Source organism: Lujinxingia vulgaris (genome assembly GCF_007997005.1).
In the GTDB taxonomy this organism is placed as follows: domain Bacteria; phylum Myxococcota_A; class Bradymonadia; order Bradymonadales; family Bradymonadaceae; genus Lujinxingia.
The window spans coordinates 1-13295 of sequence record NZ_VOSL01000051.1; the positions used below are offsets into that span (position 1 = coordinate 1).

The 13295-nt window shown below is 65.5% G+C and carries 13 protein-coding genes; 7 read left to right on the forward strand and 6 right to left on the reverse strand.

All coding sequences use genetic code 11. The annotated features are described in order from the left end of the window. The 4 genes from FRC96_RS22085 to FRC96_RS11275 form a co-directional block, all read left to right on the forward strand. The coding region (locus FRC96_RS22085) for a tetratricopeptide repeat protein (protein WP_230470159.1) at positions 1 to 378 on the forward strand (378 nt) is incomplete at its 5' end. Next, on the forward strand, positions 379 to 1860 hold the full coding sequence (locus tag FRC96_RS11265) for an LA_2272 family surface repeat-containing protein (RefSeq protein ID WP_146974596.1): 1482 nt from the start codon (positions 379 to 381) through the stop codon (positions 1858 to 1860). It abuts the gene before it with no gap. A gap of 109 nt (positions 1861 to 1969) precedes the next feature. Continuing rightward, positions 1970 to 3022 carry a coproporphyrinogen III oxidase gene (locus FRC96_RS11270; protein ID WP_146974597.1) on the forward strand — a complete coding sequence of 351 codons (1053 nt, stop codon included), beginning with the start codon at positions 1970 to 1972 and terminating at the stop codon, positions 3020 to 3022. Between the two features lie 142 nt (positions 3023 to 3164). Next, positions 3165 to 4043, forward strand: coding sequence for a helix-turn-helix transcriptional regulator (locus FRC96_RS11275; protein ID WP_146974598.1), 879 nt, complete (start codon positions 3165 to 3167; stop codon positions 4041 to 4043). 127 nt (positions 4044 to 4170) lie between these two features. Here FRC96_RS11275 and FRC96_RS11280 read toward each other — a convergent pair whose 3' ends face one another. From FRC96_RS11280 to FRC96_RS11290, 3 genes are all read right to left on the reverse strand, one after another. Beyond that, positions 4171 to 5124, reverse strand: coding sequence for a hypothetical protein (locus FRC96_RS11280; RefSeq protein WP_146974599.1), 954 nt, complete (start codon positions 5122 to 5124; stop codon positions 4171 to 4173). Between the two features lie 88 nt (positions 5125 to 5212). Next, positions 5213 to 5593 carry a hypothetical protein gene (locus tag FRC96_RS11285; protein ID WP_146974600.1) on the reverse strand — a complete coding sequence of 127 codons (381 nt, stop codon included), beginning with the start codon at positions 5591 to 5593 and terminating at the stop codon, positions 5213 to 5215. A 296-nt stretch (positions 5594 to 5889) separates the two neighbouring features. After that, positions 5890 to 6405 carry an SRPBCC family protein gene (locus FRC96_RS11290; RefSeq protein ID WP_230470160.1) on the reverse strand — a complete coding sequence of 172 codons (516 nt, stop codon included), beginning with the start codon at positions 6403 to 6405 and terminating at the stop codon, positions 5890 to 5892. 230 nt (positions 6406 to 6635) lie between these two features. Here FRC96_RS11290 and FRC96_RS11295 point away from each other — a divergent pair, with 230 nt between their 5' ends. Continuing rightward, a complete protein-coding gene (locus FRC96_RS11295; RefSeq protein WP_146974601.1) occupies positions 6636 to 8069 on the forward strand; it encodes a hypothetical protein in 1434 nt (477 codons plus the stop codon). Positions 8070 to 8304: 235 nt separating this feature from the next. Here FRC96_RS11295 and FRC96_RS11300 read toward each other — a convergent pair whose 3' ends face one another. The 3 genes from FRC96_RS11300 to FRC96_RS11310 all read right to left on the reverse strand — a co-directional run bounded on the left by FRC96_RS11300 (position 8305) and on the right by FRC96_RS11310 (position 10411). Next, positions 8305 to 8964, reverse strand: a complete 660-nt coding sequence (locus tag FRC96_RS11300) for an SRPBCC family protein (protein WP_146974602.1) — start codon at positions 8962 to 8964, stop codon at positions 8305 to 8307. A gap of 264 nt (positions 8965 to 9228) precedes the next feature. Continuing rightward, on the reverse strand, positions 9229 to 9915 hold the full coding sequence (locus tag FRC96_RS11305; protein ID WP_146974603.1) for a hypothetical protein: 687 nt from the start codon (positions 9913 to 9915) through the stop codon (positions 9229 to 9231). 103 nt (positions 9916 to 10018) lie between these two features. Next, positions 10019 to 10411, reverse strand: coding sequence for a hypothetical protein (locus tag FRC96_RS11310; protein ID WP_146974604.1), 393 nt, complete (start codon positions 10409 to 10411; stop codon positions 10019 to 10021). A 289-nt stretch (positions 10412 to 10700) separates the two neighbouring features. Between FRC96_RS11310 and FRC96_RS11315 the strand changes: the two genes are divergently transcribed. Together FRC96_RS11315 and FRC96_RS11320 are read left to right on the forward strand one after the other, a co-directional pair. Next, on the forward strand, positions 10701 to 11963 hold the full coding sequence (locus FRC96_RS11315; RefSeq protein ID WP_146974605.1) for a DUF7282 domain-containing protein: 1263 nt from the start codon (positions 10701 to 10703) through the stop codon (positions 11961 to 11963). A gap of 237 nt (positions 11964 to 12200) precedes the next feature. Next, positions 12201 to 13241: a hypothetical protein gene (locus FRC96_RS11320; protein WP_146974606.1), complete on the forward strand. Its 1041-nt coding sequence runs from the start codon at positions 12201 to 12203 to the stop codon at positions 13239 to 13241. Positions 13242 to 13295: the final 54 nt, after the last annotated feature.

Here is a 13295-nt window from a genome sequence, read left to right on the forward strand (position 1 = left end):
GCCGATCCGGGCGCCGCATCGGCCCGCAGCACCGGCGCCGCCCCCGCGCGCCAGGCCAAAACCCGCGCCCCCGGTCCGGCCATCCTGCGCCTGGAGGCCGAAGAAGCCATGCGCCGCCGCAACTTTTCTGAAGCCGCCGATCGCTACGAAGATCTGCTGGAGGTGCTCGGCCCCCGCGACCGGGCCGCGGCCACGGTGCGCCTGGACCTGGCGCTGCTCTACTACCGTCAGCTGGGCGACGAGCGCCGCGCCATAAACCACCTGACCTACTTTGCCAACACCTGGCCCGACGATATGGCCGCGCCTATCGCCATCAATGAGCTCTGCCGGCTCCTGGGCGATCGCCGCGCGCAGAGCCCCCACTGCGGGGGGCGCTGAGTGCGCGCAAGGCTCGCCAGCACCCTCACCTTCACCCTCGCGCTCCTTGCGGCCCCCCTCCTCCGCTCCGCTGTAGCGCAGGAGACGCCGGCGGCGGAGCGCCTCGAGCTGCAGACCGTCTCGGCCTGCGCCGACAAAAACGCCGCCGACGAGCTGCGCGCCGAGCTCGCGTTGCGCCTCCCCGAGCTCGACGTCTCCGACGACACCACCTCCGCAGCGAGCTCGCCGGCGCGCTGGCGCCTCTTCTGGGTACCGGAGGGAAGCGATCGCTGCGTGGTGATTTTGCGCACCCCCAGCCTGGAGCACCGCGCGCAGCTGGGCCCCCAGGCCGACCCCGAGGCGATCCGGGAGGCCGCCAGCCGCCTGGCCTGGGTAATCACCGCCGCGCGCCAGGCCCACAGCGATGAGGCTCGCACCCTGGGCGAAGAGCGCGCGCTGGAGATCGTCGCGCGTGTTCAAAGCCTTGGTGAAGCACGCGCCGACGCCGCCCTCGATGACCTTTTCAACCAGGAAGCCGCGCGCCGGACCGCCCGCAGCGCCGCATCCCTGGCCAACCTCTCGGCGATGCGCACCCGCGAGGTCGCCGAGGCCGCAGCCTCACAGCCCACCTCCGCGTCGACGCTGCCCCCCCTGCCTCGCCCGCAGCTTGAGCCCCCCGGCGCGCTGCGCCTGGGGCTCTTCCCGGGCATCAGCATGGGGCCGCCCGGCGCCCCGCTGACGCTGAACCTCATCGGCAGCCATGAGCGCGCCGATGGCGCGCAGATCGGCCTCATCAACCACACCGCAAGCCGCGGCTCCGGCGCTCAGATAGGCCTGATGGCCAGCTGGAACGATGGCGAGTTTGAGGGCGCCCAGATCGCCTCAGCCTTCAACTACTCCCGACGCATCGAGGGGGCGCAGGTCGCCGCGGTCAACGTCAGCGACAGCCAGCACGGCGCCCAGGTCGGAATCGTCAACATTGCCGGCAGCATCGAAGGCACCCAGGTCGGGGTGGTCAACATCTCCAAAGACGCCAACTGGCCGGTGGGACTGGTGAACATTTCTACGGATTACCCCCCGAGGTTGTTTGGCTACTACGCGCTGCCCGGCCATCTCTACACGGGATTGAGCATGGGCGGTCGCCGGCTGCGCTACATCTTCCAAAGCGGCACGGCCTTCTTTGGCAACTCGGGCTCTATCGGGCTGGGCGCCGGGTTGCACCTGCCCTTTGACGATCGCCCTTACTTCGCCGATATCGAAGCGGTGGTCATGTTTGCAGACCTCAGCACGGCCTCGTCTGGGACACACGTCCATGTGCGCGCCCCCCTGGGCTGGCGATTTGCACAACGATTCGCGTTGATCGCCGGCCCCTCGCTCAACATCTATTCTACCGACTCCGCGTCCAACCGCGACTATGGGTCGCCGGTGGCCCTGATCGACCTGCGACAAAACAACGAACTTCTCCAGATCTGGGTGGATCTTATGGTGGGCGTCGTCTTCTAATAGGTCGCCCGACACGGGCGGCCTGACACCCTCAATCGATGCCCGTGCCGCGATCGGCCGACGATGCGATCCGGCGCGCTCTGCCTGAACCTTTTGCCCCTGAGCCCTCATGACCTCGACCGCACGCACAACCCCGGATTCGCCCCGCGCCGCCCGCGCCCTGCAGCTCGTCGAAGCTCTGCAATCCCAACTGGCCGCGCGCCTGGTCGCCGCGGCGCCCAACGACGATGAGCCGACGTTTAAGCCCATCTCCTGGCTGCGCGACGGGGGCGTTCACGGCGGCGGCACGCGTCTGGCCACCGCCGACACCCCCACCTTTAACCGCGCCTCGGTCAACGTCTCCTGTGTGCATTACGACGATCTGCCCGAGAAGCGCCTGGGCTCGGCCACCGCGCTCTCCACCATCGTGCATCCGGCCCACCCACGCGCCAGCTCGATGCATATGCACATCAGCTGGACCGAACTCAAAGGCGGCCCGGGCACCTGGCGCATCATGGCCGACTTAAACCCCTCGCACCCTGATGACGCGCAGACCTCGCGCTTTTTGAGCGCGCTGCGCGGCGTCAACGTCGATCTTTTTGAGGAGGGCAAGGCCCAGGGCGAGCGCTACTTCTACATCCCCGCGCTCAAGCGCACCCGCGGGGTGGCGCACTTCTATCTGGAGGGCTACTCCAGCGGCGACTTCGACGCCGATCTTCGCCTGGCCCGCGCCTATGGCGAGGCCGTGATCGCCACCTACGGCGCGCTGCTCGAAGAGAGCCTCGAAGGCGCGCCGGCTCCCACCGACGACGAGCGCCGCCGCCAGCTCGACTACCACACCCTCTATCTTTTTCAGGTGCTCACCCTCGATCGCGGCACCACCAGCGGACTTCTCGTCCACGACCAGAACGATGTGGGCATCATGGGCTCATTGCCCGCCGCCGTCGATCGGGAGCTCTTACGCAGCTGGGCCTCAAAGGTCCCCGCACCGCAACAGGAGCTCGTGGAGGCGCTGGCCGACGCGCTGCCTGAGGCCCACCCCGCCCCGGTCGATAACGCCACCCGCGCGCAGCTGGCCAACATCGTGCGCGCGCACTACCGCCGCCACCCCGAGGCCCTCAACCTCCAGGCCCGCGGCGAGGTGGTGCCGCCGACGGTGGATAACCACCTGGGTTCGCGTTGATACGCTCGGAGCGGGCGCAACTTCTGCGCCCGCTCGCTTGACACCCCGGCCTCCCACCCCCAAAAATCAAGGCTCGAAGTCCCCCTTCACGCCTCCGCTCTGAGGTCGTTTCCTCGCCAAAGAGCCTTTGCTTTGAGCCCTCATGCCGCGCTACTGGCAACGACTCAGCGACGCGCTCAGCACGCTCGCAAGCGCTCCTCAGCACCATCCGGATCAGATGGCCCGGAGCATCGCCGCGCAGGCCACCCATGCGCTGGCCGGGCACCGCGCGTTTTTGCTGATCATCACCCGCGACCGGGTGCTGCCGCGAAACTTAAAGGCCGAGCCCATCCAGGGCTGGACGCCCATCCAAAACTACGCCACCGGGACAACGCCCGAGCATCAGGCCCGCATCCAGGGGTGGATGCGCACCCGAGCGCCCCTCAACGGTGTACCCTCCTCGGTGACCATCGCGCGCTCCGCCGGCGTCTTTCGCGTGCTGCTTCGCGCCGACCTCATTGGCGAGCAACGCTGGGAGGAGACCCCCACCGGCGAGATGATGGCGATGCTGGGGTCGTGCGACCGCATCATCGGCGCGCTCCCCTTCAGCGAGACCGTTGAGGTCGTCATCGGCGTCGACCGGGCCATCGGCCAACCCCTCTTCAACCACGACGACCGCCTGGCCCTGGCGCGCTATATGGAGCGCTGCGGGCCTTACCTTGTGCGCCTGCTCATCAGCCACGGGCTGCTCTCCCATCAGGCCCCGCTGACCCCGCGGGAGCGGGAGTGTTACGAGCTTTTGCTCGACTCGCTGACCGAGCGCGAGATCGCCGAGGTGATGGGGCTCACCCCGCGCTCGGCCCACCAGTACGTCTCGCGCATCTACCAGAAGCTCGGGCTGAACAGCCGCGCCCAGCTGATGAGCGAGTGGCTCATCGCCGGCCAGATCTTTGAAGATATGCTCCCCTTCCCGCTTCATGAGCTGCTTGTCGAAGCCCGCGGGCTGCGTAGCGCCGAGATGGTCGAGAAGGCGACCGCCTGAACGCGTCGCGCCGCACTGAGCACTGACGCGCTGACCGTAGGTCGCATCTCCTCCTTGATTCGTGCGCTCTTCTCGGGGGTCCGCGCCGGTATCGCGCGAGCCCCGCATCGGCCCCCGACGGCCCTCCTCAGCGCTCCGGCTGTGACCGCAGCGGCCGGCGTCGACGCCGACGTTTTTTCTTCGGCGCCTCCGGCGCCGCGCGTCCCGGCGGCTGCCTCTTGAGCACGACCTGCTGCTCACGTACATCGTACGCGTCAATCTCCATCAACCTTTCGATCTCGTCCAACCAATGCGCGTAGATCTGATGGGTCGCGCGCCAGAACTCCACCCGAGGTGCAATCTCCAGACGTCGGTACGCCGCCTTTCGGTCATTTCGCAGACCCGCTACTACGGCCAGCGCAAACGCCATCGCCGACTGGGACATATACGCCAGCTTGCTCAAACGTATCTCTCTCGGGTTGCGCAAGACATCGCGCAGGCGAGTGCCGTCGTCGACCACCGGGCGCAGGGCGGCGTCGGAGGTGTAGGCCCCAAAACCGGTGAGGATGGCACAGAGGTCGGTGAGCTCCTCGTCGCGCGCTTCGCCACCGGGCCCCTCCTCCTCAATCTGATCAAGGATGTAGTGGCTGAGCTCGTGGGCGAAGATGCACACCAGCTCGCGTGGATCGTCTTCGGCCTCGGGACGATAGTTGATGATCACATCTTCGTCATCGGCGTAATAGACCGCCTGTGCCCGGGCCAGGGCCGGATTCGCCTCAAAGACCGACGCCTCGCGCAAGAGCGTGCAGGGCCAGTGGGCGATACCCATCTGCGTCTTCACCAACGAGAAGAGCTCCGCGGCCTGCTCCGCAGACAGCGCCCCCTGCCCCCCATCAAACTCGACAGGGAGCTCAAAAGGCGCACGCGCTCGCAAGGCCTCCGTCCCACCCAGATGGCGTAGAAGATAGTCCAGCCCATCCAAGATCCAGCGCTGATCGTCGAGGGGAACCTGACACCTGCGCTCACGCACATAAACGCGGTGTCCCACTAGCCCCAGTATCACGACCAACACCGCCGCCAGCCCGCTTATCATTGCGCTCATCGAATACCCGCGAAGCGTCCTTGTTTAGCCTCACTGCCCCGACCCGGAGTCGCGCCTGAGCCCTTTATTGACGCGCCCAAACGCTACTTCAGCGACCGAGCATCCGCTCCAGGCTCTGGCGATTCTCCGAGCGCCACACCGGCCGCTCCACCAGCACATCGTAGGTGAGAATCTGACCGGCGCGCCCCTCGTGGTGCAGGACGGCGTGCTGGTGAAAGATCACCTCTTTGGAGCGCACCGCGTGCTCGGGAATCGCCCCCACCGGCAGGTGCGCAAGCACCGAGTTGGTGGGCCCCAGGCGCTCACCCGCGGCGACATCCCGGGTGAGCACAATCACATGCTCCTGGTCTACCTCCGTGATGATCTCGTCAAAATAGATGCCCCACATCAGCCCGAGCATCACCGCGTTGCTCGCCATAAAGATCATCACCCCCACGGCCAACATCGCTCGCATCATCTTTGATCGCATCGCATCTCTCCTCGTTGTGCAGGTGCCCTCGTAAGCGCATCGCCTCGTTGAGCGTAGCGAAGTCTCTGTACGACGTCGACGCCCGGCCCGCGCCCCCACATGCCTCTCGCAGAGCTCTACGGGCTGGCCGGACCACCACACTAAAGCTGGTATAAACACGCCGCACAGACCTCGGAGGTCTGTGCGGCGTGCGTGTGTTGCGCTGGATGTCTCAATCGGATGGCGCCCTCTACAACAGACCCGTCTCACCCGCATGAATCAAGGACTTCATGCGACCCCGGGTCCTGCGCCTTCGTTCACTCGCCAGCGCCCTCAGCGGGTGCGGCATCGTCGGCCGCTTCGCCACCTTCGGCCTCGTCGGCGGGAGCTTCGACTTCAGTCGGATCCGCAGCCTCGGCGGGCGCAGCTGCCTCGGCGGGCGCGGGCGCGGCCGCGGCGGCCGCCTGCGCGGCGGTGTTCATCGCCGTCAGGCCTTTCTCGAAGTCCGCGCCGATGGCCGCATCCATATCAAAAAAGAGCCCGAAGGCTTTGGAGATGAAGTTGTTTTCTCCCTCCAAGATCCAGCTCACCTCGGAGGTCTCCCCGGCCGGTTTGAGCACAAAACGGGTGGTGTTGGTGGACTCAAAGGGTTTGATGAATTCCAGCTTGATCACCACCTCTTCGGGCGGAGTGCTCTCGAGAATGGTCATGCGCCCCTGGCCCACGTCGAAGATATGCTCCCCTTCCCGCTTCGTGAGCTGCTTGTCGAAGCCCGCGGGCTGCGCAGCGCCGAGATGGTCGAGAAGGCGACCGCCCTCGCCTGAGTTGATCAACCCGCGTCGAGCCCGTCACGTGGAGCGGACCCTCCGTATTTGTTTTGGTGTAGCTGCCCCCCCTCTCCACAGCACCGGCACGCTCTCTGCATAAAAGGCACCCCCGACACCGAATCGTGCCGGGAGTCAGCCTCTCAACGTGCACCAACCCGTTGTTTTATGCGGCTCATCGGCACGCTCTCGGTTGTTTGCTCAATGGATGCACGACCCTCAATTTTCTGGAGATGCCCATGAAGTTTCGACGTTCCTGGTCCACGCTGCTCGTCTTCGCGCTCCTGGCCTCGGCCTGCTCCGATGCCCCCGACACCTCCAACCCGCAGGAGCCCGACACCGATCGGAGTGACACCGACCTCAGCGACACCGGCCCCGACGCAGACGAGCCCGACACTGATGACACCCCTGACGTAGACGACGAACCCGACACCGACCCACCCCAGACCTGCCAACACGACTCCTGTACCGAGGAGGGGCGCACACGCTGCGAGGTTGTCGATGAGACGATCTCCTGCCTCTGCGATGAAGGACGCGTCGAGATCGATGGAGAGTGCGTCGAGTCCCTCTGTGAGGCGCAGGGCCTGAGCAACCCCAATGTGCTGTCGGACACGCCGGGTACCTACACCGACGCCTCCTATGCCATCGCCGCACTGGGCTCGACCTACGCGGTCGTCTGGGCCGATGATCGCGATGCCCATGGCCAGGAGGTCGATCTCTATATGGGACGCTTTGACCACCGAGGGCACAAGCTCGGCGGCGATGTCGCCCTTACCGACACGCCCTTCCACGATGTGATCACTCCCGATGCTCTGGCTGCCGACGAAGCGAGTTTCGGACTTCTACGCCTCGAAGAGACTGCGGACCCTGACCTACGAAGGCTGATCTTTGAGCGTTTTGATGACCAGGGAGCGCCCATAGGCCAGGCACACACCCTGAGCGATGGTACGTTCATCGAGTCTCCCGCTCTTATCGCCACAGATCAGGGATGGCTTGCCTCCTGGAGCGAAGGCTCCCTTTCCGATGCTTCGAGTTGGCGCCATCGTCTGGCGTCGCTTAGCCCTGATGGCGAGTTGAGCACCGAGGTGCGCACACTCAATACCCACGGCCCCGATAGCAGCCCCCATATGGTCTGGGCTGACGATCATGCTGCGGTGGTCTGGCGCGAGGCCATCGATTCAACAGGCTCTGCCCGCGAGACCTACTTCCAGCGTTTCGACGCGGCGGCTTCCCCGCTTGACCCCTCCCCCAGAACCATCGGCGCATCGCCGTCGCTGGAGCCCCGGCTCCTCTGGACCGGCGACCACTACGTGATCGTGAGCATCGCTTCGGGGCGCTCACTGACTCTGACCACACTCGACGACGAGGCCGAAGATGTTCTGGTCGACACGGAACTGACCGTGACCGACACAAACATCTACCACATCAGCGCCGCCTGGACGGGAAGCTCCATCGCGCTGAGTTGGCGTGACAGCGACGCTCTTGTGCTCCAGGGGTTCGCCCTTGACGGCACCTCGCGACACGACCCGATTATGCTGGAGGAGGGGGTCATGACCTCGCTCCCCACGCTGGCAAATCTGGGAGGGATTAGCGCTCTGAGCTGGGGGCATTTCGACGACGTCGGCGACCGTACCAACGTCGAGACGTATCTGGCGATTTACTGCGCGTACTGACCCTGCCGGCCTTTCAACCCACGCAGGCCCCCTCACCGCCCCCCACATGGCTCGCGCAGAGCTCTACGAGCTGGCCGGACCACCGCGTTGAGGCCGGCATAAACGCGCCGCACAGACCTCGGAGGTCTGTGCGGCGTGCGTGTGTTGCGCTGGATGTCTCGAGCCGATGGCACGCGCCACCGACCCGTCACACCCGCATACATCCACCAGGTGACCCCGGGGCATGCGCCGTCGCTTACTCGCCAGCGCCTTCGGCGGGTGCGGCCTCGTCGGCGTCGCCGGCCGCTTCGCCACCTTCGGCCTCGTCGGCGGGAACTTCGACTTCGGTCGGATCCGCAGCCTCGGCGGGCGCGGCCTCCTCGGCGGCGGCCGCCTGCGCGGCGGTGTTCATCGCCGTCAGGCCTTTCTCGAAGTCCGCGCCGATGGCCGCATCCATATCAAAAACGAGCCCGAAGGCTTTGGAGATGAAGTTCTTATCGCCCGCTATGATCCAGCTCACCTCGGTGGCCTCCCCGGCCGGCTTGAGCACAAAACGGGTGGTGTTGGTGGACTCAAAGGGTTTGATGAACTCCAGCTTGATCACCACCTCTTCGGGCGGAGTGCTCTCGAGAATGGTCATGCGCCCCTGGCCCACGTCGTCGTTGCCCTGCCAGGTGTAGATGGCGCCCTCGCCAGTCTCGGCGCCCTCGTAGGTCACCTCCATGCTCTCATCGAGCTGTGCCCAGGGCGACCAGTCCTCCCAGTTTCGAAAGTCGTTGATCTGAGCGAACACCACCGGCGCGGGCGCCTCTATGGTCTGTGTGCGCTCCACACGAAACTCGGAGGGTTGCAGCGCAATCACCACCACCAGCACCACCACAAGAGCGGTAAATCCCAGCGCAATCTTCTTGATCATGATCCATCTCCCATCGCGAGGCTCAGCGGCGCGGGACAGGCCCTGGCGAGCGTGCGGCCCGAGCGGCGCCTCGTCGTCAAAAAACAGCTGTTGTCGGCATCGGGGGTAACCCGCCACACGGATAGCGCAGCTGCCGGGGCGCGGCGAGTTTTTTGTGCGGCGAGGGTTTGAAACGAAAGGTGTTGTGTGAGCCCCGAGCCTCGTCACACCCGCATGAATCAACAATCTTGCGCGACCCACGGTCAGGCCACAGCCCGGTCCGACTCACCACAACGCGTCGCTCGAGGCGTGCTCACTCGCCACCTCACCGGCCTCGCCATCACCAGCACTCGCTGCGCCTTCGGCCTCGGGAAAGCGCCTCGCCCGCGCGTCGATCTTTGCAGCCAACTCGATGGTGGTGTTGATAAACGCCAGGAGATCGCCATAGGACGCGAAGAGGCTCTGGCGGCTTCGTCGGAGCTGGCCTGCGCGAAGCTCCAGGTTGTCACCGGCGGCCTGCACCCGCTCAAAGGCGTGGCGAAGATCCGGGTCGTCGGCAAGCCAGCCGGTCAGCGCAGCGTCATTTTGACGAAAGGCGGCGGCAAAACTCTTTGTGGTCGCTTTCCAGTCGCCGGTCTCGTGCGCATAGGGCGCGCGCGGATCGATGCGCACCTCGCCGACGCTCGCCACCAGCGCGTTCACCGCAAGGGTGGTGACGTAGTAGGTGTGCGTGGAGCGCCCCGACTTCACCGAGAACATCTCCGAGCTCACTCGCAGCTGGTAGCCGCGGTAGCTTCCCTCCAGCTCCTGATCGGCCGCGCCCCGATCCAGAAAGTGCAGGCTGCAGTGGTCGGCGACCTCCTGCCAGGCCGAAGCGCTCTTCGCCCGGTGGCGACGTTCGAGATAGGCCCCCAGAACGACAAGGGGAACAATGGAGAGGTTCACCACAAGTTCGATTGTATCCCAATCCATCACATGTCCCGGAACGATCGCATCGAAGGGCGACTTTTTTATCGTGAAGCCGCAACGCCCGGTCGAGCCTGGTGGCCGATGTCCGGCCCTCAGTTTAAAAACCTCACTCCGGCCGCAAGAGATCCGCAAACTCGCTCATATCCATGCTGATCTTTTTCGGCTTCCAGCGCGTCGGGTCGTCAAACTCAAACTGCAGGCGCAGCTCATAGTCCGGGCGAGTCAGGTGAATCAGGCATTGCACAAACGCGCCGTCGCCATTGGCGATCATGGCATGTTTGAGCTCCCGGAGCTTGCGCATCACGTCTCCGCCGTTATCAGGCGTGTCGGCCTCGAAGCTGCCATCCTCCAGATAACGAAAGCCCGTCATCCGCCGGGTGCCGTCTTGAATCGTCACGACCAGGCCCAACCCCTGCCACTCCTGGGCCTGCAGATAATCATCGCCGGCGATCATCTCGCCAATCTCGGTGATAAGGGCCGCCTGAATATCCTTGCTCATACGTATACACCCTGTGCGTGAAAGATGGCCGTCAGGGGCCCCGGGGTCGAAAGTCGCCCGAAGACGGTAGGTCGGGCTCCCATGATTTTCAATCATCTGGCGAGCGTGCGACGCTCTTTTGGCGCCAACGCCGCGGGTTGCGCACCATGATCACGCCGCAACCTCGCGCTCGCAGTACGGCACACCGTCGTCCTATCATCAACCTGGAAAAGCCACGATAACCCGCATAAATACCGGGTCTTGCACGACCCTCGGTCGGCCCTGTTGCCCTTTGTTGTCGGAGTTGCTCATGCCCTGTCGCCTGCCCTCTATCGCGCTCTCGCTCCTGGTCGCCCTCACCGCCTGTGGGAGCCCTGAAGGCGACTCGCCAGCCCCCCAGCACGACACCGATGTCGACGCGGGCACCGACGCCGACCTCGAGCCCGAGGAGCTTCTGCGCGCGGAGCGTCAGGTGCTCACCGAGGCGCGCGACGAGGTGCGCATCGCCGAGGTGCTCGCTGCCCGGCCCGGGTGGGTGGCGATCTACGCGCTCGCCAGCCCCGACGATCCGGGCAGCGCTGGCGAGCTGCTGGGCAGCGAGGCGGTCGACGCTGGCGGGTCGCAGGATGTGATGGTGAGCCTCTCGCGCGAGCTTGAGGACGGGGAGTGGCTGCTGGCCCGGCTGCACCGCGACGCCCCGGAAGATGGCGTCTTTGACTACGATGCCGACGCTGAGGCGCCCGACGATCCTCCCGCGCTTGACGCCGAGGGCCAACCCATCACCGCGGTGGTTGAGGCGCGCATCCCCACCGCCGGGCTCACCGTCGTCGACCAGACCCTGGAGTTCTCCACCCGCGTCACCATCGCCTCGGTGAGCAGCGAGCGCCCCGCACTCCTCGCCATCTTCGACGCCGACGAGGTCGCGATCGCCGTCGCGCCGCTGACACCCGGGCTGGTTGACGATCGTGCGCTGACCTTAAACCGCCCCATCCCCACCCCTGGCGAGACGCTGCAGGCCCGCCTCTTTGAAGACGTCGATGAGGACGGTGCGCTCGACGTGAGCGTCGACACGCTTCAGACCGACGCCGGCGGCGCGCCGCTCGACCTCACCTTCGAGGCCACCCACGCCGACCCGGCCGACCCGGCCCCGGCGGTGCGTTTTGAAATGACCACACTCGGCCCCAACGCCTACCTCTTTGAGAGCGCCGAGCCCGCCGAGTTCACCGACGCCATCAGCGACACGCAGGCCTGGAACCCCACCGTGACGCTGAAGCGCGGCTGGCGCTACGCGATCAACAACCAGAGCATCAACGTTCACCCCTTCGATCTCCTCGATCTGGCCGCGCAACGCCGCGACGACGTGCTCCTCGCCAGCCAGGGGCGCGGCCTCGACCCCGCCCCCGAGTCCGACCCGCAGGTCGCCTGGGTCGATGAGGGTCCCATCATGCGCTTTACCCTCGCCGGCGCGCTGCTCGGCGATCCCGACGATGACGGCGTCCCCTCACTGAGCGGCTACCGCTGCGCGGTGACCAACCACGCTCAGATGCGTGGTGCCTTTGTGATCGACGATTGACCTTCCGCCTGCTGCGCCGACCCTCCCGGGAGCGCACGAGGTTTGGCGCTCGCGCATGCGACAACCTGCCTCATCCTTGATCCGCCCCGTCCTGCGGCCTCCCGGCGCTATCGGCGCGGGTTTCTTCCCCTTTTTGCTTGCCAACCCTGTCGACTTCTTTTACCTATCCCCCGCGTTTCAGCGCGTTTATGAAAATCAATTTCATTTTCATCCCCACACCAACGACAGGTTGTACGCATGCTCAAGCGACGTAAGTTCCACTGGATCCTCTCCGCCATGGCCGCCCTCCTGATGGTTTCGACCGGTTGCGGTGAAGCCACGGACACCGAAGAGCCCAACACCGAGGCGATCGACTACTCGGAGTTTCGTCCTTTTGACGAACAGAACATGACCAACCAGCTCGCCCGGCTGGAGTCGCACGCCGAGATCGTGACCCTGCGCAAGACGGCCACCACCGAAAACGCCGCGGAGGTCTACGGGCAGATCGAAGATCTCTATGAAGCCTACGACCTCAACGCTAAGGTCGCCGGTCGCACCGACGATCACCTCGACACCGAGGGCTGGGGCCACGAAAACGTCGGCGAGTTCTGGGACGGTCAAATCACCAACGCGATCGCGATGGGCGCCGCCGGTGCCACCGAGGCGGATGTCGCCTGGGCCGGTCAGGTCATCGATAAGGGCCTGCAGGTCTTCTTCTACTACTCGGTCTACCACGAGCTTTACCTCAAGAAGCGCAAGAACTTCGACGAGGCCTACGGCTACTTTGGTCTGAACTTCGACGGCACCCCGCGCGACGCGGCCCCCCTGGCCAACAACGCCGTGGCCCGTGAGGCGGAGTACGGCCTGACCCTGGTCACGCCGATCTTCAACTCCTTCATTGAAGCCCGCTACGCGCTGGCCAACGGCACCGCGAGCAACGACGACGTGCTCGGCGAAGACGCGGAGTACGACGCGGCGATGGCCAACATCGACCGCCTGATGCTCTCGGCCCTGGGCCACTACGCCCTGCACGAAGTCGACGTACTCACCGAAGAAAACGCCGACATCAAAATCATCGAAGCCCGCGTCATCTGGGACGCCCTGGCCCCCTACGCCGAGAGCGTCGACGCCGACGCGGCCCAGGCCGTGCTCGACGGCCTCTACCCCGACGGCATGGTCGAGCGCGATGACGCCAACTACTTCTACACCGGCCTGACCGAGATCCGTGACGGCAGCACCACCATCGACACCGCCGCGCTGCGCAACGCCATGCTGGACATTCTGGAAACCCTCGAATAATCCGGCGGGGTGGCGGGCCGAGCCTTTGCAGGCGGCCCGCCACCCCACATCGTT

What these genes read in the sequence shown, in the direction of transcription:
- FRC96_RS11270 (WP_146974597.1), top strand. Translation starts at nt 1,970, where the DNA reads ATGACCTCGACCGCACGCACAACCCCGGATTCGCCCCGCGCCGCCCGC.
- FRC96_RS11275 (WP_146974598.1), top strand. Translation starts at nt 3,165, where the DNA reads ATGCCGCGCTACTGGCAACGACTCAGCGACGCGCTCAGCACGCTCGCA.
- FRC96_RS11280 (WP_146974599.1), bottom strand. Translation starts at nt 5,124, where the DNA reads ATGAGCGCAATGATAAGCGGGCTGGCGGCGGTGTTGGTCGTGATACTG.
- FRC96_RS11285 (WP_146974600.1), bottom strand. Translation starts at nt 5,593, where the DNA reads ATGCGATCAAAGATGATGCGAGCGATGTTGGCCGTGGGGGTGATGATC.
- FRC96_RS11295 (WP_146974601.1), top strand. Translation starts at nt 6,636, where the DNA reads ATGAAGTTTCGACGTTCCTGGTCCACGCTGCTCGTCTTCGCGCTCCTG.
- FRC96_RS11300 (WP_146974602.1), bottom strand. Translation starts at nt 8,964, where the DNA reads ATGATCAAGAAGATTGCGCTGGGATTTACCGCTCTTGTGGTGGTGCTG.
- FRC96_RS11305 (WP_146974603.1), bottom strand. Translation starts at nt 9,915, where the DNA reads ATGGATTGGGATACAATCGAACTTGTGGTGAACCTCTCCATTGTTCCC.
- FRC96_RS11310 (WP_146974604.1), bottom strand. Translation starts at nt 10,411, where the DNA reads ATGAGCAAGGATATTCAGGCGGCCCTTATCACCGAGATTGGCGAGATG.
- FRC96_RS11315 (WP_146974605.1), top strand. Translation starts at nt 10,701, where the DNA reads ATGCCCTGTCGCCTGCCCTCTATCGCGCTCTCGCTCCTGGTCGCCCTC.
- FRC96_RS11320 (WP_146974606.1), top strand. Translation starts at nt 12,201, where the DNA reads ATGCTCAAGCGACGTAAGTTCCACTGGATCCTCTCCGCCATGGCCGCC.